This window comes from Kosakonia cowanii JCM 10956 = DSM 18146 (genome assembly GCF_001975225.1).
GTDB lineage: Bacteria > Pseudomonadota > Gammaproteobacteria > Enterobacterales > Enterobacteriaceae > Kosakonia > Kosakonia cowanii.
In genome coordinates, this window is sequence record NZ_CP019447.1 from 1 (window position 1) to 21881 (window position 21881).

Below are 21881 nucleotides of genomic sequence, written 5' to 3' on the forward strand. Positions count from 1 at the left end.
CTTTATCAGGGGTGCGCTCTAACCACCTGAGCTACAAGCCTGCAGAGATTTCACTGCTCGTTATTTTTCATCAGACAATCTGTGTGGACACTGCAGGGAAAGGTTCTTTAAGGTAAGGAGGTGATCCAACCGCAGGTTCCCCTACGGTTACCTTGTTACGACTTCACCCCAGTCATGAATCACAAAGTGGTAAGCGCCCTCCCGAAGGTTAAGCTACCTACTTCTTTTGCAACCCACTCCCATGGTGTGACGGGCGGTGTGTACAAGGCCCGGGAACGTATTCACCGTGACATTCTGATTCACGATTACTAGCGATTCCGACTTCATGGAGTCGAGTTGCAGACTCCAATCCGGACTACGACGCACTTTATGAGGTCCGCTAGCTCTCGCGAGATCGCTTCTCTTTGTATGCGCCATTGTAGCACGTGTGTAGCCCTGGTCGTAAGGGCCATGATGACTTGACGTCATCCCCACCTTCCTCCAGTTTATCACTGGCAGTCTCCTTTGAGTTCCCGGCCTAACCGCTGGCAACAAAGGATAAGGGTTGCGCTCGTTGCGGGACTTAACCCAACATTTCACAACACGAGCTGACGACAGCCATGCAGCACCTGTCTCACAGTTCCCGAAGGCACCAATCCATCTCTGGAAAGTTCTGTGGATGTCAAGACCAGGTAAGGTTCTTCGCGTTGCATCGAATTAAACCACATGCTCCACCGCTTGTGCGGGCCCCCGTCAATTCATTTGAGTTTTAACCTTGCGGCCGTACTCCCCAGGCGGTCGACTTAACGCGTTAGCTCCGGAAGCCACGCCTCAAGGGCACAACCTCCAAGTCGACATCGTTTACGGCGTGGACTACCAGGGTATCTAATCCTGTTTGCTCCCCACGCTTTCGCACCTGAGCGTCAGTCTTCGTCCAGGGGGCCGCCTTCGCCACCGGTATTCCTCCAGATCTCTACGCATTTCACCGCTACACCTGGAATTCTACCCCCCTCTACGAGACTCAAGCCTGCCAGTTTCGGATGCAGTTCCCAGGTTGAGCCCGGGGATTTCACATCCGACTTGACAGACCGCCTGCGTGCGCTTTACGCCCAGTAATTCCGATTAACGCTTGCACCCTCCGTATTACCGCGGCTGCTGGCACGGAGTTAGCCGGTGCTTCTTCTGCGGGTAACGTCAATCGACGCGGTTATTAACCACATCGCCTTCCTCCCCGCTGAAAGTACTTTACAACCCGAAGGCCTTCTTCATACACGCGGCATGGCTGCATCAGGCTTGCGCCCATTGTGCAATATTCCCCACTGCTGCCTCCCGTAGGAGTCTGGACCGTGTCTCAGTTCCAGTGTGGCTGGTCATCCTCTCAGACCAGCTAGGGATCGTCGCCTAGGTGAGCCGTTACCCCACCTACTAGCTAATCCCATCTGGGCACATCTGATGGCAAGAGGCCCGAAGGTCCCCCTCTTTGGTCTTGCGACGTTATGCGGTATTAGCTACCGTTTCCAGTAGTTATCCCCCTCCATCAGGCAGTTTCCCAGACATTACTCACCCGTCCGCCACTCGTCAGCAAAGCAGCAAGCTGCTTCCTGTTACCGTTCGACTTGCATGTGTTAGGCCTGCCGCCAGCGTTCAATCTGAGCCATGATCAAACTCTTCAATTTAAAGTTTGATGCTCATCGAATTAAACCGTAATGAATTACGTGTTCACCCGTGAGACTTGGTATTCATTTATCGTCCGAGGACGTTAAGAATCCATGTCACCTGAGTGCCCACACAGATTGTCTGATAAATTGTTAAAGAGCAGTGCCGCTTCGCTTTTCGCAGCGGCGCGGGGTGTGCATATTACGCTTTCCCGCTGTGAAGTCAACTGATTATTTTCAGAATTCTTCACCTGACAGGCCGGTGTGTTTGCCGTTGTGCCGTGTCAGTGGAGGCGCATTATAGGGAGTTAATTCCTGCTGACAACCCCTAATTTCAAAAAAGTTTTCGTTCGCTTATTTTTCGGTCGCAATGCCCATTAAACGGGCGTTTTGCTTTTTAACTGAGCGATTTCGCGAGCGAAATGTGCCACTTGCTGCCAGTCGGTATAGACCACTTCCTGACTGGTGTTCGTTTCGCCCCCTGTCATCTTCATGATCAACCGAATCATAAAGCGGTCATACCAGCGATAACGCGGATAACGGAGCGCACCGGCAAATACAGCGCAGTGATCTGGCTTCCAGGGAGACGAGAGAAGAAACTTGCGCGTATAGCTATTCGTCTGCGGCGAACTCTTCTCTGGTTTACGCGCGACCAGGTTGACGGAGTAGAACGCGCTCGGCAGAGTATTCAGGGTTTGCAGATGCTTTTTAACAAAGCTCTCCAGCGCCGGGTGGAAATGACCGTAGCGAATAGAGGCCCCAATCACCACGCGGTCATACTTCGCCCACTCAATCTCCGGCGTGCGGTTCAGGTTCACCACATCGGCGTAAACGCCCAGCTCTTTCAGTTCAGAGGCGAGGTAAGAGGCAATCTCCCGCGTTTGCCCATCCCGGGTAGAGAAAAGAATCAATGTTTTCACGTAACGCTCCCTTATTCGCGCCAGAAAGTGGGGGTAAACAGCACCAGCAGGGTGAAGACCTCCAGACGACCAAACAGCATGTTGGCGATAAGCACCCATTTTGCCACCGGGTTCATACTGGCGAAGTTGTCGGCCACTACGCCCAGCCCCGGCCCCAGGTTATTGAGCGTAGCCACAACCGAAGCGAAGGCGGAGAAATCATCCACGCCGGTGGCGATAATCGCCAGCATGCTGACAATAAAGACCAGCGCATAGGCGGAGAAGAATCCCCATACCGCTTCAAGAATACGTTCCGGCAGCGCGCGCTGGCCGAGCTTAATGCTGTAAACCGCATTAGGGTGCACCAGACGCTTCAGCTCGCGGTTCCCCTGCTTAAAGAGCAGCAAGATGCGGATCACTTTCAGGCCACCGCCCGTTGAACCGGCACAACCCCCGATAAACGCCGAGCATAACAACAGCACCGGCAGGAACAGCGGCCAGCGGGCAATGCTGTCGGTGGTAAAGCCAGCCGTGGTCGCCATGGAGACCACCTGGAAGAAAGCCTGGTTCACCGTGGTCAGCGCTGAGGTGTAGACATCATGGAACCAGAGCACCACGGTACAGATGACCACCAGCGTCAGTTGCACGCCGATAAACATGCGAAACTCCGGATCGCGCCAGTACACTTTCAGGCTGCGCCCGCTCAGCAGCGAGAAGTGCAAACCGTAGTTACAGCCGGAGATAAGTAAGAAGATAGCAATAATGGTGTTAATCGTCGGGCTGTCGAAATAGCCGATACTGGCATCGTGCGTCGAGAAGCCGCCGATAGCGATAGTGGCGAAGCTGTGCCCGATAGCGTCAAACGCTGGCATGCCGGCAAACCACAGCGCCAGCGCGCAGGCCACCGTCAGTAACACATAGATAAGCCACAACGTCTTCGCCGTTTCCGCAATACGCGGGCGCATCTTATTGTCTTTCAGCGGCCCCGGCATCTCGGCGCGATAGAGCTGCATACCGCCGACGCCAAGAATAGGCAGAATGGCGACGGCCAGCACAATGATCCCCATCCCGCCGAACCACTGCAGCATCTGGCGATAAAAGAGAATCGCGTGCGGCAGCGAATCAAGCCCCACCAGCGTGGTGGCACCCGTGGTTGTCAAACCAGAGAAGGATTCAAAAAAGGCGTCTGTTACCGTCAGGTTCGGGCTTTCCGAGAATATAAAGGGCAGCGCACCGACGCTGCCCAGTACGGTCCAGAAGAGCACCACTATCAGAAACCCTTCGCGGGATTTCAGCTCCCCTTTCTCACGGCGGTTCGGCCACCACAAGATGGAGCCAATCACCAGCGCGGCGAGAAAGGTCTGGGTAAACGCGCGCCCCGCGCCGTCACGGTAAATAAGGGCTACCAGTCCAGGTAAGATCATCGTTCCGGAAAAGAGGATGACCAGCAGTCCAACGATTCGGGTTATGGCGCGAAAATGCATCTCTGCCGCTTCCTATGGTGTTCAGAAAATCAGGTGGCGATTATTCTTCAGTTTTTAACAATTGCAATGCGCCACGGCTAAAATCAGCCAGCTTTGCCGAAAAAGCGTCCAGATGACTCTGCGGAAGCGCCACACGTAGCTGCACCGCCGCCTGATAGTCGCTGGAGATAATTTTGCCGTCGAACTGCCCGAGCAGCCCTTCGATTCCCGCAAGCTGTGCATAATCGCAACACAAAGTATATTCGGTTAACGGCATTTTGCGGGTGGTGGTGAGCTGCGTGAGCGCCTGCTGCACGCCGCCGCCATACGCCTTCACCAGCCCGCCGGTGCCCAACAGCACGCCGCCATAGTAACGCACCACTACCGCGGTAATTTCCCCGACGCCGCTGCCCATCAGCTGCGCGAGGATCGGCTTGCCCGCCGTCCCTGCCGGCTCGCCATCGTCAGAAAAGCCTAACTGCTGTGAATCATCCGGCGCACCAGCAACCCACGCCACGCAGTGGTGGCGGGCAGTCGGGTGTTCAGCGCGCACAGACTCGACAAACGCCTTTGCCGCCTCGACGCCATCCGTGTGCGCCAGCAGGGTAATAAAGCGGCTCTTTTTGATCTCCTCGCTAAAGGTGACCGGCGCCGCCGGAATAGGCCAGCTCTCCATTAGGCCAGCTTCAGATCCCGCGTCATGTTCTCGGTACCATTCTCATGGATGACGACGTTATCTTCGATACGGATGCCGCCAAACGGCTTCAGCGCCTCAATTTTCTGCCAGTTGAAGTGCTTGCCGAGCGGGCCATCGCGCCACGGCGCCAGCAGCGACTCAATAAAGTAGATCCCCGGCTCAATGGTGACGACCATACGCGGCTGCATCACACGGGTGCAGCGCAGGTAAGGATATTTCGACGGCGCGGCCAGATGGGTACCGGTGTCATCCTGCATAAAGCCACCGACATCATGCACCTGCAAACCGAGCGGGTGACCGAGGCCATGCGGCATAAACGGCCCGGTAATGTTCTGCTCAACCATCGCCTCTTCGCTGATATCGGTGACAATCTGGTGGCGACGCAGCAGTTTCGCGATGCGCTGATGGAACTGAACATGGTAGTCAACGTAGTTAACGCCCGCTTTCAGTGTGGCGATCAGCGCGAGCTGCTCTTCATTCACATCTTTTATAAGCTGCGCAAAGTCGGTGTCGCTGTTCGCCGCCCAGGTACGCGTTAAATCGGCGGCATAACCGTTATATTCCGCACCAGCATCAAGCAGGAAACTGCGCATCTCGGCGGGCGCACGGTGATCGAGTTTGGTGTAGTGCAGCACTGCGGCATGTTCATTAAGCGCCACGATATTGCCGTACGGCACATCGGTATCGCGATGCCCGGTGGCGGTCAGGTAGGCCAGGTTGATGTCGAACTCGCTCATCCCGGACTGGAACGCTTCATGCGCCGCACGATGACCGATCACCGCGGTCTTCTGCGCTTCGCGCATACAGGCCAGCTCGTAATCCGTTTTATAGGCGCGGTAGTAGTGCAAGTAATCAATCACCGCTTTCGGGTTGATATTGCTGGCGGCGATATCGAGCTTCAGCGCGCGCTCAGGCACCGGGCCTATATAGGCGATATTGCCGCGCGCGGCAGGCAGCTGGCCGCCGATACCATCGGCTTTCGGCAGGGCAATCACCTCAATCTCTTCGGTCCAGAATGAGGTCGGCAGCGGCTCAACGTTATGCCAGTAATCGACCGGCAGATAGAACCACAGCTTCGGCTTGTTCACGCCATCCACCAGCAGCCAGCAGTCCGGCACCTGAGTTACCGGCACCCAGGCTTTGAATTGCGGGTTCACTTTAAAGGGATAGGGATGGTCATCAAGAAAGACGTTAAACAGTTCACCAGAGTGAATCAGTAACGCATCAAGATTACTGCGCGCCAGCACGTCACGCGCGCGTTCTTGTAGGGTAACAATATGATTTTTATACAGCGCTGCCAGCGAATCCATCGTCTTTCCTTTTGTTAATCAAGACCACAAGTTGTCGCATCTTAGCACACCTCCTTTTATGTGAGTGATTTCCGCCGAGCGTGATCGACGCTGCATTTTTTTAATGACTCATTTGCAATTTATTAACATAAAAACCACACTCCGCTTCATCTGGTACGACCAGATCACTGCTGAATTCTGGAGACTGACATGCTCTACAAAGGCAATAACCTGTACCTCAACTGGCTGGAAGATGGCATTGCCGAACTGGTGTTCGATGCGCCCGGCTCAGTGAATAAGCTCGATACCGCCACCGTCGCCAGCCTCGGCGAAGCGCTGGACGTGCTGGAGAAGCAAACAGATTTAAAAGGGCTGCTGTTGCGCTCGGAGAAAGCGGCCTTTATCGTCGGTGCCGACATTACCGAGTTCCTCTCCCTCTTCCAGGTTCCTCAGGAGCAGCTGAGCCAGTGGCTGCATTTCGCCAACAGCGTCTTTAACCGCCTGGAAGATCTGCCGGTGCCGACCCTCTCTGCGGTCAACGGGTACGCCCTCGGCGGCGGCTGCGAATGTGTGCTGGCAACCGACTACCGCCTGGCGACACCGGATCTGCGCATCGGCCTGCCGGAAACCAAACTCGGTATTATGCCGGGCTTTGGCGGCTCGGTGCGTCTGCCGCGCCTGCTGGGTGCCGATAGCGCGCTGGAAATTATCGCCGCCGGGAAAGATGTCGATGCTGAACAGGCACTGAAAATTGGCCTTGTCGATGGCATCGTCAAACCAGAGAAGCTCCGTGAAGGCGCTGTCGCCATTCTGCGCCAGGCGATTAATGGCGATCTCGACTGGAAAGCGAAGCGTCAGCCGAAGCTTGAGCCGTTGAAGCTCAGCAAAATCGAAGCCTCGATGAGTTTCACCATCGCCAAAGGCATGGTGATGCAGACCGCCGGAAAACACTACCCTGCGCCGATCACCGCGGTGAAAACCATTGAAGCGGCGGCGAAGCTGGGGCGTGACGAGGCGTTAAAGCTGGAGAACCAGAGTTTTGTCCCACTGGCGCACAGTAAAGAAGCGCGCGCGCTGGTTGGCATCTTCCTTAACGATCAATTCGTCAAAGGTAAAGCGAAGAAGCTCACCGCCGATGTCGAGACGCCAAAACAGGCGGCCGTGCTGGGCGCGGGCATTATGGGCGGCGGCATTGCCTACCAGTCAGCCTGGAAAGGCGTGCCGGTATTGATGAAGGATATTAATGAGAAGTCGCTCAGCCTCGGCATTAATGAAGCAGGCAAGCTGCTGAATAAACAGCTTGAGCGCGGCAAAATCGACGGACTCAAGCTGGCGAAGGTGATCGCCACCATCCAGCCAACGCTGGAGTACGCCGGGTTCGAACGCGTGGATGTGGTTGTCGAAGCGGTCGTAGAAAACCCGAAAGTGAAAAAAGCGGTGCTGGCGGAAACAGAAGAGAAAGTTCGCCCGGATACCGTGCTGGCCTCTAATACTTCCACCATTCCTATCAGCGAGCTGGCAAGCGTGCTGAAACGCCCGGAGAACTTCTGCGGCATGCACTTCTTTAACCCGGTGCACCGCATGCCGCTGGTTGAAGTGATCCGCGGCGAGAAAACCTCCGATCAGACCATCGCCAAAGTGGTGGCCTGGGCGAGCAAGATGGGTAAAACGCCGATTGTGGTCAACGACTGTCCCGGCTTCTTCGTCAACCGCGTGCTGTTCCCCTACTTTGCTGGTTTCAGCCAGCTGCTGCGCGATGGCGCGGACTTCCGCAAAATCGACAAAGTGATGGAGAAACAGTTCGGCTGGCCGATGGGCCCGGCTTACCTGCTCGACGTGGTCGGTATTGATACCGCGCATCATGCACAGGCGGTAATGGCTGCCGGTTTCCCGCAGCGTATGCAGAAAGATTATCGCGACGCCATCGACGCGCTGTTTGAGGCGAACCGCTTTGGGCAGAAGAATGGCCTCGGTTTCTGGCGCTATAAAGAGGACAGCAAAGGCAAACCGAAGAAAGAGGAAGATAGCGCGGTTGAAAGCCTGCTGAGCGATGTGCGCCAGGGCAGCCATGAGTTCTCCGATCAGGAGATCATCGCCCGCATGATGATCCCGATGGTCAATGAAGTGGTGCGTTGCCTTGAGGAGGGCATTATCGCCAGCCCAGCCGAAGCGGATATGGCGCTGGTGTATGGACTCGGCTTCCCTCCGTTCCACGGCGGCGCTTTCCGCTGGCTCGATACGCTTGGCAGCGCGAAGTATCTCGATATGGCGCAAGCGTATCAGCACCTTGGGCCGCTGTATGACGTCCCGGCCGGGTTACGTGAAAAGGCCCGCCACAACGATCCTTACTATCCCGCGGTTGAACCTGCGCGCCCGGTTGGCGCTTTGAAAACGGCTTAAGGAGTCACAATGGAACAGGTTGTCATTGTCGATGCAGTACGTACCCCGATGGGCCGTTCAAAAGGCGGCGCCTTTCGCCACGTTCGCGCGGAAGATCTCTCTGCGCACCTGATGCGTAGCCTTTTGGCGCGCAACCCGGCGCTTGAGGCGAGTGCGATTGACGATATTTACTGGGGCTGTGTTCAGCAGACCCTCGAACAGGGCTTCAACATTGCCCGTAACGCCGCGCTGCTGGCGGAGATCCCCCACTCGGTTCCGGCGGTCACGGTCAACCGCCTGTGCGGCTCCTCGATGCAAGCGCTGCATGATGCCGCGCGCATGATCATGACCGGCGATGCGCAGGTCTGCCTGGTGGGCGGCGTGGAACATATGGGCCACGTGCCGATGAACCACGGTGTCGATTTCCACCCGGGTATGAGCCGTAACGTTGCCAAAGCAGCGGGAATGATGGGGCTGACCGCAGAAATGCTGTCGCGCATGCACGGCATCAGCCGCGAAATGCAGGATGCTTTCGCTGCCCGCTCTCATGCTCGTGCCTGGGCCGCTACGCAGTCCGGCGCGTTCAAAAACGAGATCATTCCCACCGGCGGGCATGACGCCGACGGGGTGCTCAAGCAGTTTAACTACGATGAAGTGATCCGCCCGGAAACCACCGTTGAAGCGCTCTCTACGCTGCGCCCGGCGTTCGACCCGGTCAGCGGCACCGTCACTGCCGGTACATCATCGGCGCTGTCGGATGGCGCATCGGCGATGCTGGTGATGAGCGAAAGCCGCGCTCGCGAGCTTGGTTTAACCCCGCGCGCGCGGATCCGCTCGATGGCGGTGGTCGGCTGCGATCCGTCGATTATGGGTTACGGCCCGGTGCCGGCGTCGCAGCTGGCGCTGAAAAAAGCGGGGCTGACCGCCAGCGATATCGATCTGTTTGAGATGAACGAAGCGTTTGCCGCGCAGATCCTGCCGTGCATTAAGGATCTGGGGCTGATGGAGCAGATCGACGAGAAGATCAACCTTAACGGCGGCGCGATCGCCCTCGGTCATCCGCTGGGCTGCTCCGGTACCCGTATCAGCACCACGCTGCTCAACCTGATGGAGCGCAAAGATGCCCATCTTGGTCTGGCAACAATGTGTATCGGTTTGGGTCAGGGGATCGCCACGGTGTTTGAGCGCGTATAACGCATCACCTATGCCGGGGGCGCTGCGCTTGCCCGGCCTACAAGCACGCACCCGTAGGCTGGATAAGGCGCTTGCGCCGCCATCCGGCACGGAACGACGGGGGCGCTGCGCTTGCCCGGCCTACAAAACACGCACCCGTAGGCCGGATAAGGCACTTGTGCCGCCATCCGGCACGGATCGCCGGGGGCGCTGCGCTTGCCCGGCCTACAAGCACACGCCCGTAGGCCGGATAAGGCGCTTGCGCCACCATCCGGCACGGAACGCCGGGGGCGCTGCGCTTGCCCGGCCTACAAAACACACGCCCGTAGGCCGGATAAGGCGCTTGCGCCGCCATCCGGCATGTAGGCTGAAAGAGAGAAAATTTAGTTGCCGTTTTTACCGCCTGTCAGGGGCGGTTTTTTTATGGCGTAATACGAAAGGCGCCCAATGCCGCTATGGCGGCAAGGGCAAAGATAAAATCAGATGAACGCGAACGCGTCGCCAAACAACCGATCCTCACGCGCGCCGCGCTCGTTGCAGAAGAGATCGCGGGCAATTTTTGCCATCTCGAAGCGGCCAGCAATGTAGATATCGTGCCCGGAGAGGGAGCCGAAATCCTGCAGTACGGCGGCGAGTACGGTGCCTGAACGGCCGCGCCACTCTTCATCCGGCTGCTCTACTACTGGCACTACATTCAGATTCGGGTGTGTAACCGACAGCGCTTCCAGCTCGGAGAGATCGTAGAGGTGCTTCGCTTCACGGCCGCCCCAGTAAATGGTGATATCACGGTCCGGCGTTTTCGCCAGTGAGGTGAGCAGAATAGAGCGCACATAGGAGAAACCTGTCCCACCGGCAATCAGCACCATCGGGCGCTCTTCATCGTCGCGCAGCCAGGCATCGCCGTGGGGAATGTCGATGACGATTGCGCGCTCTTTCAGAATGCGATCCATCACCGCCATTGCGTAAAGGTTCAACTCGGAAGCACCGATATGCAGTTCGATATAGTCGTGCTGATCGGGGGTCGACGCCATGGAGAAGGGGCGCTTGTCGCGCTCATCCATCACCACCATCAAGTACTGGCCTGCACGAAATGAAAATGCCGCTTCCGGCACTAAACGGACGCGATACACGGTATCAGTGATGGCATCTACCGAGGTCACTTTACAGCTTAAGGTTGTCATGCGCTCTCTCTGTCGGGTCTATTTTTCGGCGTTCATTATGGCCAGTTCATCCCAGATGGCGTCGATTCGCGCCGTCACCTCGGGATCCTTTTTGATGGGGCGACCCCACTCACGGTCGGTTTCGCCGGGCCATTTATTGGTGGCATCCAGTCCCATTTTTGAACCAAGCCCGGAAACCGGCGAGGCAAAATCCAGATAATCGATCGGCGTATTCTCCACCAGCACAGTATCCCGTGCAGGGTCCATGCGGGTGGTGATCGCCCAGATCACATCGTTCCAGTCGCGGGCGTTAACATCGTCATCGCACACGATCACAAATTTGGTGTACATAAACTGGCGCAGGAAAGACCAGACGCCCATCATCACGCGCTTGGCGTGCCCGGCATACTGCTTCTTGATGGTCACTACCGCCAGGCGATAGGAACACCCTTCCGGCGGAAGATAGAAGTCGACAATTTCCGGGAACTGCTTTTGCAGGATCGGCACAAACACTTCATTCAGCGCCACGCCCAGCACCGCGGGTTCATCCGGCGGACGTCCGGTGTAGGTAGAGTGATAGATCGCATCTTCACGCTGGGTGATGTGCGTAACCGTAAACACCGGGAAATTATCGATTTCATTATAGTAGCCGGTGTGATCGCCATACGGCCCTTCCGGTGCCATCTCACCCGCTTCAATATAGCCTTCCAGCACGATCTCCGCGCTGGCGGGCACTTCCAGATCGTTTGATATGCACTTCACGACTTCGGTTTTATTGCCGCGCAGCAGCCCGGCAAAGGCATATTCAGAGAGGGTATCCGGCACCGGCGTCACGGCGCCAAGAATGGTGGCCGGATCGGCACCCAGCGCCACGGCGACCGGGAAACGCTCGCCCGGGCGGGCATTTTGCCACTCCTGAAAATCGAGAGCGCCGCCGCGGTGCGAGAGCCAGCGCATAATCAGCTTATTTTTGCCGATCAGCTGCTGGCGGTAGATCCCCAGGTTCTGGCGCTCTTTGTGCGGCCCGCGGGTGACGGTCAGACCCCAGGTGATCAGCGGTGCGGCATCTTCCGGCCAGCACTGCATAATCGGGATGGTGTGCAGATCGACCGCATCGCCCTGCACCACCTTTTGCTGGCACGGCGCACCGCGCAGGCGTTTGGTCGGCATGTTCAGCACTTGCTTGAACTGCGGCAGCTTATCGAAGAGATCGCGAAACCCTTTTGGCGGCTCCGGCTCTTTGAGAAACGCCAGCAGTTTGCCGACATCGCGCAGCGCGCTGACATCATCCTGCCCCATACCCAATGCGACACGACGCGGCGTGCCGAAGAGGTTGCACAACACCGGCATCGCGTAGCCTTTCGGATTTTCAAACAACAACGCCGGACCGCCCGCACGCAGCGTGCGATCGGCGATTTCCGTCATTTCGAGATAGGGATCAACCGGAAGCGCGATGCGTTTCAGCTCGCCCTGTTGCTCAAGTAGTGTCAGAAAGTCGCGAAGATCGGTGTATTTCATGGGGTTATGATTGCCTCCAGATAAGCGCTTTATTATACGGTGTTCGTCTTAAGGTTGCTGTATTTTTGTTAAATAGGCGTGAAATACAACGGCATTGCTCAGTCAGCGTTATAATCACCTTAGCCATCATGCGGTGGTTTTGATATTCTTGCGGCCGAACTTACGGAAAAGAGTCATTATGCAATCCTGGTATCTACTCTACTGCAAACGAGGCCAACTTCAGCGCGCCCAGGAACACCTGGAACGCCAGTCAGTCTCCTGTCTGACGCCGATGATTGCGCTGGAAAAGATTGTCCGCGGCAAGCGGACAACGGTGAAAGAGCCTCTCTTTCCAAACTACCTGTTTGTGGAATTCGATCCAGAGGTCATACACACCACGACCATCAACGCGACGCGCGGTGTCAGCCACTTCGTACGTTTTGGCATGCATCCGGCGAGCGTTCCGCACGCGGTGATCCAGCAGCTTGAAGCGTATCAGCCGGAAGGGATTACCGACCCGGAAACCCCTTACCCTGGCGACAGCGTTGTGATTACGGAAGGCGCGCTGGAAGGGTTGCAGGCTATCTTCAAAGAGCCGGATGGCGAAGCGCGTTCCATGCTGCTGCTGCATCTTCTTAATAAGCAAGTTTTGCAGAGTGTCAAAAACACCGATTTCCGCAAAGCCTGACCGCTTAAAACGCAATACCGAATAGCCGCTTCACGTTCTCATCCGTCGCAGTACTCAGCGCCTGCGGCGTTTCACCGCGCAGTTCGGCGACCGTGCTCAGAATATGCTCCAGCAAAGCAGGCTCGTTACGGCGGGAAGCGGGCTTCGGTTTAAGATCGCGCGGCAGCAGCCAGGGCGCATCGGTCTCAATCATCAGCCGATCGGCAGGAATCATTGGCACCACTTCGCGCAGCTCCAGCCCGCGTCGCTCATCGCACACCCAACCGGTAATTCCGAGACAGAGACCCCGCGCAATGCACTCCTGCGCCTCTTGCGCCGAACCGGTAAAACAGTGCAGTACCGCACCGGAGAGCTTATCGAGCCAGGGATCCAGCAGAGTGAGAAAACGCTGATGGGCATCGCGACAGTGCAGAAACACCGGCAGATTAAGCTCGGCGGCCAATTCCAGCTGTGCGCTGAACGCCTGCTCCTGCTCCTGCGGCGTTGAGAAGTTACGATTGAAATCGAGCCCGCACTCGCCGATTGCCACCACACCCGGCATCGCCGCCAGAGCACGAATCGCCTGTTCGGTCTCTTCCGTCCAGCTACTGCTGTCATGCGGATGTACGCCAGCGGTCGACCAGCAGCGCGTGTAGCGCTGCGTCAGCTGCTGCGCCTGCTGGCTCTCATGCAGGTTAGTGCCGGTAATTAACATCCCGGTCACGCCCGCCGCCTGCGCGCGGGAGACAATATCATCCCGATCACGGTCAAACTGCGAGCTGGTTAAATTTACGCCAATATCAAACATGCTGTTTCCCATACAACAACCGCCCTGGCGGGCGGCTGATTATTACTCTTCGGTGGTTTCCGTTTCGCTCTCATCGTCCGGCACGCGACGCTTACCGACGTAGAAGCGAGCGAAAAAGACGCCGACTTCAAACAGGCAGTACATCGGGATCGCCAGCAGCGTTTGCGAAAAGACATCCGGCGGCGTCAGCAGCATGCCGACAACAAACGCGCCAACCAGCACATAAGGGCGCTTCTGCCGCAGGTCGTCCGGCGTAGTGACGCCCATCCAGCAGATCAGGACGATGGCGACCGGCACTTCAAACGAGACGCCGAAGGCCATAAACAGCGCCATCACAAAGCTGAGATAGCTGGCGATATCGGTCGAGACCTGCACCCCTTCCGGCGCGGTGTGGGTCAAAAAGCCAAACGCCAGCGGGAAGACCACGAAGTAGGCGAATGCCATACCGATATAGAACAGCAGCGAGCTGGAGACCAGCAGCGGCACCACCAGGCGGCGCTCATGCTTGTAGAGCGCGGGTGCAACAAAGGCCCACACCTGGTAGAGCACAACCGGCGCGGAGAGGATCAGTGACACCATAAAGGTGAGCTTGATCGGCGTGAAGAAGGGCGAGGCGACATCGGTGGCGATCATCGTCGCGCCCAGCGGCATCTGTTTGATCAGCGGCGCGGAGACCAGCTGGTAGATATCATTCGCGAAGTAGACCAGCGCGAGGAAAATCACCATCACCGCGATGATGCAGTTCAACAGACGTTTACGCAGCTCAATCAGATGCGCGATCAGCGGTTGGGTATCGTCTACGGCCATGTTCAGGACTTATCACTTGCAGAGGGGGTGGAGTCGGAAACCGGCGCAGCGGTTTTCGCCAGAGAGATTTTTGCCGGGGCAGTTTCTTCCGGCACTTCCTGGGGAGCCTGTTGCGGCGCGCTCACCTGATGTTCAGCAACGCCAGGCGTAACGCCTTCATGCTGCGCTTCGTAATCTTTCACCACCGGGTTATGGATGGTATGCGCTTCGTCACTCGCTTTTTCCGCGTCGTTGGCGCTGTAGGTGCGCTTCATCGATTCCGCCGCCTGACGCAGCTCGTCCATCGACTCTTTCAACTCCGGCGTCAGGTTATCCAGGCTCGCTTTCTCCACCTTCTTCAGGCTGTCCTGGAACTCCTGCAGCTTAAGCTCCTGCGTCAGTTCGTTCTGTACGGTGGTCGCCAGCGAGCGCAGGGCGCGGATCCAGCCAACCACAGTGCGCACGGCGACGGGCAAACGCTTAGGCCCCAGCACCACCAGACCAATGATAAAAACGAGTAACAATTCGCCAAAACCTATATCGAACACGACTTACACCTGCTCTTTATCGTGACGTTTTTCGTCGCTCTTCACGACGTCGGGGTTACGGGTATCAGAGAGATTCTTCGCGATAAAATCTGCATCCTGTGCCGATTTTGCCTCACTCTCTTTTTTATCATCGTCGCTCATCGCTTTTTTGAAGCCCTTGATCGACGCGCCAAGATCGGAGCCAATCGAGCCGAGCTTTTTGGTGCCAAACAGCAGCACAACGATGACCGCAATAACCACCAACTGCCAAATGCCGATACTACCCATACTCACTTCCCCTCTAAGAGACGATGTTAGAAAGAGGCCACAGTATACACGTTATCCCCTGGGCTGCATGTCCCTGACCGGCATGGCCAGGGCGCATCAGGTCAGCGCGTCTTACGCCAGCCCAGCAGCCAGACAAGCAGCCCGCCGCCCATTAACCACAAAGGATTATTTGCCAGCTCAGGACGGGTTATCAGCAATAACGTGCCGCTTAACAGCAGCGTCGCACCGATACCAAACAGATAGCGCGACTGCCCCTGCCGTACGCGGTTGACCTCTAACTCTCGGGCAATTTTATCAACGCTTTGTTGCAAATGTTTTCCTTGCTGCAATCCGTTGAAGATCAGTTCAGGAACTTCCGGCATTCTTTCGATCCAGAAGGGGCCCTTCTCCTTGATTGCCCGCACCAGCGCCGGGAAACCAACCTGGTCTTTGATCCACGTTTCAAGGAAAGGCTTCGCCGTTTTCCACAAATCGAGCTGCGGATAGAGCTGACGCCCTACTCCCTCAATGTAGAGCAGCGTTTTTTGCAGTAGTACCAGCTGTGGCTGCACTTCCATATTGAAGCGGCGCGCGGTGTTAAAGAGGTTCAGCAGCACGTGACCAAAGGAGATCTCCGCCAGCGGCTTCTCAAAGATCGGCTCGCAGACGGTACGGATGGCAAACTCAAACTCTTCGACGTTGGTATCTGCCGGTACCCACCCTGAATCAACGTGCAGCTCCGCCACTTTGCGGTAGTCACGGTTGAAGAAGGCGATAAAGTTCTCCGCCAGATAGCGCTTATCTTCTTTGTTCAGCGAGCCGACGATACCGCAGTCAATGCCGATGTATTGCGGATCTTCCGGGTGATCGTAGCTAACGAAAATGTTGCCAGGGTGCATATCGGCATGGAAGAAGCTGTCCCGGAACACCTGGGTGAAGAAGACCTGCACACCGCGTTCAGCCAGCAGCTTCATGTTGGTGCCGTTCTTCTCCAGCGCCGCGACATCGGAAACCGGGATGCCGTAGATGCGCTCCATCACCATCATGTTCTGGCTGCAGTAGTCGGAATAGACTTCCGGCACATAGAGCATCGGGCTGTTTTCAAAGTTGCGGCGCAGCTGAATGGCATTCGCCGATTCACGCAGCAGATCGAGTTCGTCGATCAGCGTCTTCTCATATTCGTGCACCACTTCTTGCGGGCGCAAACGGCGGCCATCCGGCAGCAGGCGCGGAACCCAGCCCGCCAGGCGGTAGATCAGGCGCAGGTCCGCTTTGATGATCGGCAGAATGTCCGGGCGGATCACTTTGATCACCACCTCTTTGCCATTCTCTTTCAGCCGTGCGGTATGCACCTGCGCGATGGAGGCGGATGCCAGCGGTTCAATATTGAAATCGTCAAACCACTCTTCGACCGGGCGATCGCCCATCGCTTTTTCAATCTGCTTTTTTGCAAGCCTTCCGTCGAAGGGCGCAACGCGATCCTGCAACATCGCCAGCTGATCGGCGATCATAGGCGGGAAGAGATCGCGGCGGGTGGAGAGCATCTGCCCGAATTTAATCCATACCGGCCCAAGTTCTTGCAGGGCAAGGCGCAGACGAACGCCCAACTCCTTCTCTTTATGCCGGTTGGGCATCCAGAAGAGGGTTCTGCGCCACAGGCGCAGCGGCAGGGTAAGACGCATGTTGGGGATGAGCTCATCAAGCCCGTAACTCAAAAAAGTCTGGATGATGAAATAGAGTCGCCGTAATTCTCCGGGCGTCATTTGCCCTCCAGTTTATCCAGTCGTTTGGCTAAGGCGTCCGCGGCACGTTCAGCGGCCGCTGTCTCTTCGGCAAACCAGGCGATTTCCAGCGCGCCCGGTGCCACCCGCCACTCTTCCGTTAAGGCTTCAGAGAGATAGCGCTGCTGGCGCGTAAAGCCGTGGCGAAAAAGGCGCGCGCCGCCGCGCAGAAATTTGCTGATACCCTCAGCGGCGATGTCGCCAGTCCACGGCGCAAGCACTTCCGCCGGGTCAAACTCGGCCTGATCCATCAGTGAAGAGAGGTTTTGTACGACCTGAATATCGCCCTGCACTTCCAGTTCACCGCTGCGGATAAGCGCGGTGAGCTGCTGACGATCGCGCAGCTTCGGCAGCACGTTGAGGCGGGTAATGACCGAACAGTCGGCTTCCCCTTCCCACTCGCTCAGCACGTCAACCTGGCGCTCGCTGAAGACCAGCACAATTGGCGCGGAAAACTCCTGCACCACCACGCGCAGCACTTTGCCGTAGAGACGCTGGCGCGCCGCTTTCAGCGCGCTGTCGCGGTAAAAAAAGGTATTCAGCACGCGTTCAATTCCCGCGGCCACCATCGGCTTAAAGGGCATACGCACTCCTGTCAGAATTTGTAGCCACGGTGCAGGGCAACAATACCGGCGGTCAGGTTGTAGTAATCGACGTTTTCAAAACCAGCATCCTGCATCATCGCTTTCAGGGTGTCCTGATCGGGATGCATACGGATGGATTCAGCCAGGTAACGGTAGCTCTCCGCGTCGTTTGCCACCATCTGACCAATGCGCGGCAGAACGTGGAAGGAGTAAGCATCGTAAGCTTTGCTCAGCGGCTCAATAACCGGTTTGGAGAACTCCAGCACCAGCAGACGGCCGCCCGGCTTCAGCACGCGAAACATGGAGCGCAGCGCTTTCTCTTTGTCGGTAACGTTACGCAAACCGAAGGAGATGGTGATGCAGTCGAAAGTGTTGTCCGGGAACGGCAGCGCTTCGGCGTTCGCCTGCACATATTCAACGTTGCCGATAACACCAAGATTGCGCAGCTTTTCGCGGCCCATCTTCAGCATCGACTCGTTGATATCCGCCAGCACAACCTGGCCGGTTTCGCCAACCAGACGAGAAAATTTTGCGGTGAGATCGCCGGTGCCACCCGCCAGATCGAGGACTTTCTGCCCACGGCGCACGCCGCTGCAATCGATGGTAAATCGCTTCCATAAGCGGTGGATGCCCATCGACATTAAGTCGTTCATCACATCGTATTTTGACGCAACCGAATGGAAAACATGCGCCACCATATCGGCTTTATTTTCCTTGGCGACGGTCTGAAAACCAAAGTGTGTTGTCTCTTTTGAATCTTCCGCCATCTTAGTGCCTGCTATTTAAGGATTTGTTGATGAAGTGTATCAGATTGGACGCGATTGCCCTACGTTTCAACCGCCCGAAGAGGCCTTCGCCGCAGCCTCTTCGCCCGGCGTCGCCATATCTAATCCCTTGTCTTGATTATGATCGTTAAACGCGTCTTGTCCTGCCCGCAGACGAAATTCTTCGTCCTGCTCCTGCGCCTGTGCGGCCAATTCCGGATTAATCTCGCGCTTGATCTCGACGCCAAGGCCACGAAATGCCTCAGTTTGTGCCAGCAGGTTGCCGCGCCCTGAGCTGAGTTTTTTCATCGCCTGGCGGTAGTTCTCCTGCGCCTTCTCCAGGCTCTGGCCAATCGCGGTCATATCGTCGACGAAGAGGCGCATTTTGTCATACAGGCGGCTCGCCCGCTCTGCGATCTGCTGGGCGTTGCGGCTCTGGTGCTCGTAACGCCACAGGTTGGCGATAGTGCGCAGGGCAACCAGCAGCGTGGTCGGGCTGACCAGCATAATGTTGTTTTTCAGCGCCTCGGTAATCAGCTCCGGCTGCCTGTCGAGGGCGATTAAAAAGGCGGGTTCCACCGGGATAAACATCAGGACGTAATCCAGGCTGCGCAGACCGGAGAGCTGCTGATAATCTTTTCTTCCCAGCAGGCGAATGTGGCCACGCACGGAGGTGATGTGCTCCTGCAGCGCCGCTTCGCGGGAGAACTCATCCTCGGCGTTGAAGTAGCGCTCGTAGGCCACCAGCGTCATTTTGGCGTCGATCACCACGTCCTTGCCCTGCGGCAGGCGCACAATAACGTCCGGCTGCATGCGCGCGCGGCTCTCGTTCTCCATGCTTACCTGGGTCTCATACTCATGCCCTTCGCGCAGGCCGGAGGCTTCAAGCACGCGGGTCAGCACCACTTCGCCCCAGTTACCCTGGGTTTTGTTATCGCCTTTCAGCGCGCGGGTGAGGTTGATGGCTTCCTGCGCCATCTGGGCATTCAACTGCTGGAGGTTACGGATCTCATGCGCCAGAGTGTGTCGTTCGCGCGCCTCCTGGCCGAAGCTCTCCTGCACCTGGCGGCGAAAACCGTCGAGCTGCTCGCGCAGCGGGGTGAGTAAGCCATTGAGGCTCTGGCGGTTCTGTTCGTCAACGCGACGGTTGCTCTGCTCGAAAATACGGTTAGCGAGGTTTTCAAACTGCTCGCTCAGACGCTGCTCGCTGCTGTGCATCTGGCGCAGTTTCTCTTCCGCATGCAGTTGAGTGGATTCAAGCCGGGTGGTGACTTCACGCAGATCCGCTTCCAGCGAGCTGTTGATATGTTGCAGGCTGCGCAGTTCGTTATTCAGCAGCTCGCACTCTTCGCGCCAGTGGCTGTTCTGGGCGATCTGCTGGCGGGCGGCGCTCAGTTCACTGAAGACATCGCGCTGCTCGGCGAGCAACTCCGCCTGCTGCTGCGCACCGCGCCAGCTTGCGGCCAGCCAGCCGACCAGTAACCCTGCCAGCGCCACGGCTGCCAGTACGATGATTGAACTCTCCATTCCGCTCCCTCTTCATCACCCATTCCGTCGGGATTGTGCTGTATAAACGTCCAGTTTGGAAGGGCTTTTCTGCGAGGCGTTACGCAAATAAAAAAGGCCGAACGCGTCGGCCTTGTAAATCTGGAAGCGGGATTACAGAAGTCGACGCGCGGCATCGACCACGATTTTCACCGCGTGGCTTTCGGTCTTCTTCATGGTTTCCGCGTTCGGGATCTCCTGCTGGGTGCGGTTGACGATCACCCCGGCAACCATCCCGGCGCGCAGCCCCTGGCTTGCACACATGGTCAGCAGCGTAGCGGACTCCATTTCATAGTTCATCACGCCCATTGACTGCCACTCTTCCATCGAGCCTTTAAAGCTTTTCACCACGCGGCCGGAGAAGGTGTCATAACGCTCCTGGCCCGGGTAGAAGGTGTCAGACGAGGCGGTCACGCCGATATGTTTAGTCGCGCCAATCGCATCGGCCGCAGCCACCAGCGCCGTGGTGCACTCAAAATCTGCCACCGCCGGGAACTCCATCGGGGCAAAGTGCAGGCTGGCACCGTCAAGACGCACGGAGGCGGTGGTGATCAGCACATCGCCGACGTTGATATGCGGCTGGATCGCGCCGGTGGTACCGACGCGCAGGAAGGTGCGGATGCCCAGCTGCGCCAGCTCTTCAACGGCGATGGACGTAGAAGGACCGCCAATACCGGTAGAACAGATGATCACTGCTTTGCCATCCAGCTCGGCGCGCCAGCTGGTGAATTCGCGGTGGGAGGCCAGCTTGACCGGCTTATCCATCAGCGCGGCGATCTTTTCCACTCGCTCTGGATCGCCAGGGACGATGGCCAGGGTAGCCCCTTGTAAATCGTTTTTAGTGAGGCCGAGGTGAAAAACATCAGACTTGGACATAACAGACTCCTCTGTGGTCGGTATTATCGGGGGGAGGTAAAACGGTACTTTACAGAAGCCACGCGCGTGTTTTCGTGACTGCTGTCACCATGAATGAAATTGATTGCACTCAATTTCCATAAAATAGTGATACTCGTCACACTAACACGTTATCCCCGCTAACTCAGCAGCAAAGATAGCCTGCGCACGGCGATTGCGCATGCCCTGGTCTTCATGACTATAGTTAGGGGAGCGCTAATAAAGGGTAGGGAGAATCTCATGACCACCACCAAACAGCCGGGCTTTGCGCCTGCGGCTTCACCGCTTGCGTCAACCACGGTTCACACGCCGGAAGAGAGGCTGATCGCAGGCGAAACTTCCATTCCAACGCAGGGCGACACCATGCCCGCGTATCACGCCCGACCAAAAGATGCTGAGGGCCCGCTGCCAATTGTTATCGTCGTGCAGGAGATTTTTGGCGTCCATGAGCATATTCGCGATCTCTGTCGCCGGCTGGCACTGGAGGGCTATCTTGCCGTCGCGCCGGAGCTCTATTTCCGCCAGGGCGATCCGAATGATTTTGCCGACGTCCCCACCCTCTTCAGCGGGCTGGTCAGCAAAGTACCGGATGCGCAGGTGCTGGCCGATCTCGACCACGTCGCCAACTGGGCGGCGCGTAATGGCGGTGACGCCCATCAACTGCTGGTGACCGGTTTCTGCTGGGGCGGCCGCATTGCGTGGCTCTACGCGGCGCACAACCCGCAGCTGAAAGCGGCGGTGGCGTGGTATGGCAAGCTGACGGGTGAAAAAACCCTGAATTCGCCGAAACACCCGGTCGATATCGCTACCGATCTGACCGCGCCGGTGCTCGGCCTTTATGGCGCGCAGGATACCGGGATTTCGCAGGAGAGCGTGGAGACGATGCGTCAGGCCCTGCGCGCGGCGAATGCCAACGCGGAGATCATCGTCTACCCGGAGGCGGGCCACGCATTCAATGCCGATTATCGCCCGAGCTACCATGCGGAATCTGCCGCCGACGGCTGGCAGCGCATGCTGGCGTGGTTTGCGCAGTACGCGAAAAAGTAGTGTTCCCACATGGAGGCGGC

Annotated in this window: 19 protein-coding genes and 1 rRNA gene; 4 read left to right on the forward strand and 16 right to left on the reverse strand. The window is 57.2% G+C overall.

Features of this window, described 5'->3' with window-relative positions; translation table 11 throughout:
* Window positions 1–113: 113 nt before the first annotated feature.
* The 5 genes from BWI95_RS22570 to pepQ all read right to left on the reverse strand — a co-directional run bounded on the left by BWI95_RS22570 (window position 114) and on the right by pepQ (window position 6003).
* Window positions 114–1655 (reverse strand): 16S ribosomal RNA (locus tag BWI95_RS22570).
* 356 nt (window positions 1656–2011) lie between these two features.
* Complete coding sequence (gene hemG, locus BWI95_RS22580) at window positions 2012–2554, reverse strand: menaquinone-dependent protoporphyrinogen IX dehydrogenase (RefSeq protein ID WP_023479607.1); 543 nt, start codon at window positions 2552–2554, stop codon at window positions 2012–2014.
* An 11-nt stretch (window positions 2555–2565) separates the two neighbouring features.
* Window positions 2566–4017 (reverse strand): Trk system potassium transporter TrkH, encoded by a 1452-nt coding sequence (gene trkH, locus BWI95_RS22585; RefSeq protein ID WP_023479564.1) that lies wholly within the window; start codon window positions 4015–4017, stop codon window positions 2566–2568.
* A 40-nt stretch (window positions 4018–4057) separates the two neighbouring features.
* A complete protein-coding gene (locus BWI95_RS22590; protein WP_054804657.1) occupies window positions 4058–4672 on the reverse strand; it encodes an IMPACT family protein in 615 nt (204 codons plus the stop codon).
* The gene (gene pepQ, locus BWI95_RS22595) at window positions 4672–6003 is read right to left on the reverse strand and encodes a Xaa-Pro dipeptidase (protein WP_054804656.1); all 1332 of its coding nucleotides are present in this window, start codon (window positions 6001–6003) and stop codon (window positions 4672–4674) included. Before pepQ ends, BWI95_RS22590 begins: the two co-directional genes overlap by 1 nt.
* A 189-nt stretch (window positions 6004–6192) precedes the next feature.
* Between pepQ and fadB the strand changes: the two genes are divergently transcribed.
* Window positions 6193–8382: a fatty acid oxidation complex subunit alpha FadB gene (gene fadB / locus BWI95_RS22600; RefSeq protein ID WP_076770410.1), complete on the forward strand. Its 2190-nt coding sequence runs from the start codon at window positions 6193–6195 to the stop codon at window positions 8380–8382.
* 9 nt (window positions 8383–8391) lie between these two features.
* A complete protein-coding gene (gene fadA, locus BWI95_RS22605) occupies window positions 8392–9555 on the forward strand; it encodes an acetyl-CoA C-acyltransferase FadA (RefSeq protein ID WP_023479584.1) in 1164 nt (387 codons plus the stop codon).
* 458 nt (window positions 9556–10013) lie between these two features.
* Here fadA and fre read toward each other — a convergent pair whose 3' ends face one another.
* Together fre and ubiD are read right to left on the reverse strand one after the other, a co-directional pair.
* A complete protein-coding gene (gene fre, locus BWI95_RS22610; protein WP_054803668.1) occupies window positions 10014–10715 on the reverse strand; it encodes an NAD(P)H-flavin reductase in 702 nt (233 codons plus the stop codon).
* 18 nt (window positions 10716–10733) lie between these two features.
* Complete coding sequence (gene ubiD, locus BWI95_RS22615; protein ID WP_023479541.1) at window positions 10734–12212, reverse strand: 4-hydroxy-3-polyprenylbenzoate decarboxylase; 1479 nt, start codon at window positions 12210–12212, stop codon at window positions 10734–10736.
* Window positions 12213–12390: 178 nt separating this feature from the next.
* On the opposite strand from ubiD, the gene rfaH reads away from it, so the two are divergent.
* Window positions 12391–12879, forward strand: coding sequence for a transcription/translation regulatory transformer protein RfaH (gene rfaH / locus BWI95_RS22620; RefSeq protein WP_042716360.1), 489 nt, complete (start codon window positions 12391–12393; stop codon window positions 12877–12879).
* A gap of 4 nt (window positions 12880–12883) precedes the next feature.
* Here the strand turns inward: rfaH and tatD are convergent, their stop codons facing one another.
* From tatD to udp, 9 genes are all read right to left on the reverse strand, one after another.
* A complete protein-coding gene (gene tatD / locus BWI95_RS22625) occupies window positions 12884–13678 on the reverse strand; it encodes a 3'-5' ssDNA/RNA exonuclease TatD (RefSeq protein WP_054803669.1) in 795 nt (264 codons plus the stop codon).
* Window positions 13679–13708: 30 nt separating this feature from the next.
* The gene (gene tatC / locus BWI95_RS22630; protein WP_023479610.1) at window positions 13709–14473 is read right to left on the reverse strand and encodes a Sec-independent protein translocase subunit TatC; all 765 of its coding nucleotides are present in this window, start codon (window positions 14471–14473) and stop codon (window positions 13709–13711) included.
* 2 nt (window positions 14474–14475) lie between these two features.
* Complete coding sequence (gene tatB, locus BWI95_RS22635; protein WP_054803670.1) at window positions 14476–15000, reverse strand: Sec-independent protein translocase protein TatB; 525 nt, start codon at window positions 14998–15000, stop codon at window positions 14476–14478.
* 3 nt (window positions 15001–15003) lie between these two features.
* Entirely contained in the window at window positions 15004–15267 is a 264-nt protein-coding gene (tatA, locus tag BWI95_RS22640) for a Sec-independent protein translocase subunit TatA (protein WP_076770411.1), read from the reverse strand.
* Between the two features lie 101 nt (window positions 15268–15368).
* Window positions 15369–17009 carry a ubiquinone biosynthesis regulatory protein kinase UbiB gene (gene ubiB / locus BWI95_RS22645; RefSeq protein WP_076770412.1) on the reverse strand — a complete coding sequence of 547 codons (1641 nt, stop codon included), beginning with the start codon at window positions 17007–17009 and terminating at the stop codon, window positions 15369–15371.
* Window positions 17006–17611 (reverse strand): ubiquinone biosynthesis protein UbiJ, encoded by a 606-nt coding sequence (gene ubiJ / locus BWI95_RS22650; protein WP_023479619.1) that lies wholly within the window; start codon window positions 17609–17611, stop codon window positions 17006–17008. Before ubiJ ends, ubiB begins: the two co-directional genes overlap by 4 nt.
* Window positions 17612–17622: 11 nt before the next feature.
* Window positions 17623–18378: a bifunctional demethylmenaquinone methyltransferase/2-methoxy-6-polyprenyl-1,4-benzoquinol methylase UbiE gene (ubiE, locus tag BWI95_RS22655; protein ID WP_023479593.1), complete on the reverse strand. Its 756-nt coding sequence runs from the start codon at window positions 18376–18378 to the stop codon at window positions 17623–17625.
* 66 nt (window positions 18379–18444) lie between these two features.
* Window positions 18445–19902 carry a DNA recombination protein RmuC gene (gene rmuC / locus BWI95_RS22660; protein WP_076770413.1) on the reverse strand — a complete coding sequence of 486 codons (1458 nt, stop codon included), beginning with the start codon at window positions 19900–19902 and terminating at the stop codon, window positions 18445–18447.
* Between the two features lie 132 nt (window positions 19903–20034).
* The gene (gene udp, locus BWI95_RS22665; protein WP_042716347.1) at window positions 20035–20796 is read right to left on the reverse strand and encodes a uridine phosphorylase; all 762 of its coding nucleotides are present in this window, start codon (window positions 20794–20796) and stop codon (window positions 20035–20037) included.
* 258 nt (window positions 20797–21054) lie between these two features.
* Here udp and BWI95_RS22670 point away from each other — a divergent pair, with 258 nt between their 5' ends.
* A complete protein-coding gene (locus tag BWI95_RS22670) occupies window positions 21055–21861 on the forward strand; it encodes a dienelactone hydrolase family protein (RefSeq protein ID WP_076770414.1) in 807 nt (268 codons plus the stop codon).
* Window positions 21862–21881: the final 20 nt, after the last annotated feature.

Bases quoted from the DNA above. Each gene is read 5' to 3' on its own strand.
- tatD (WP_054803669.1), bottom strand. From the start codon at position 13,678: ATGGGAAACAGCATGTTTGATATTGGCGTAAATTTAACCAGCTCGCAG.
- BWI95_RS22670 (WP_076770414.1), top strand. From the start codon at position 21,055: ATGACCACCACCAAACAGCCGGGCTTTGCGCCTGCGGCTTCACCGCTT.
- ubiE (WP_023479593.1), bottom strand. From the start codon at position 18,378: ATGGCGGAAGATTCAAAAGAGACAACACACTTTGGTTTTCAGACCGTC.
- BWI95_RS22590 (WP_054804657.1), bottom strand. From the start codon at position 4,672: ATGGAGAGCTGGCCTATTCCGGCGGCGCCGGTCACCTTTAGCGAGGAG.
- rfaH (WP_042716360.1), top strand. From the start codon at position 12,391: ATGCAATCCTGGTATCTACTCTACTGCAAACGAGGCCAACTTCAGCGC.
- ubiB (WP_076770412.1), bottom strand. From the start codon at position 17,009: ATGACGCCCGGAGAATTACGGCGACTCTATTTCATCATCCAGACTTTT.
- pepQ (WP_054804656.1), bottom strand. From the start codon at position 6,003: ATGGATTCGCTGGCAGCGCTGTATAAAAATCATATTGTTACCCTACAA.
- udp (WP_042716347.1), bottom strand. From the start codon at position 20,796: ATGTCCAAGTCTGATGTTTTTCACCTCGGCCTCACTAAAAACGATTTA.
- ubiJ (WP_023479619.1), bottom strand. From the start codon at position 17,611: ATGCCCTTTAAGCCGATGGTGGCCGCGGGAATTGAACGCGTGCTGAAT.
- tatA (WP_076770411.1), bottom strand. From the start codon at position 15,267: ATGGGTAGTATCGGCATTTGGCAGTTGGTGGTTATTGCGGTCATCGTT.
- fre (WP_054803668.1), bottom strand. From the start codon at position 10,715: ATGACAACCTTAAGCTGTAAAGTGACCTCGGTAGATGCCATCACTGAT.
- fadB (WP_076770410.1), top strand. From the start codon at position 6,193: ATGCTCTACAAAGGCAATAACCTGTACCTCAACTGGCTGGAAGATGGC.
- trkH (WP_023479564.1), bottom strand. From the start codon at position 4,017: ATGCATTTTCGCGCCATAACCCGAATCGTTGGACTGCTGGTCATCCTC.
- fadA (WP_023479584.1), top strand. From the start codon at position 8,392: ATGGAACAGGTTGTCATTGTCGATGCAGTACGTACCCCGATGGGCCGT.
- tatC (WP_023479610.1), bottom strand. From the start codon at position 14,473: ATGGCCGTAGACGATACCCAACCGCTGATCGCGCATCTGATTGAGCTG.
- ubiD (WP_023479541.1), bottom strand. From the start codon at position 12,212: ATGAAATACACCGATCTTCGCGACTTTCTGACACTACTTGAGCAACAG.
- rmuC (WP_076770413.1), bottom strand. From the start codon at position 19,902: ATGGAGAGTTCAATCATCGTACTGGCAGCCGTGGCGCTGGCAGGGTTA.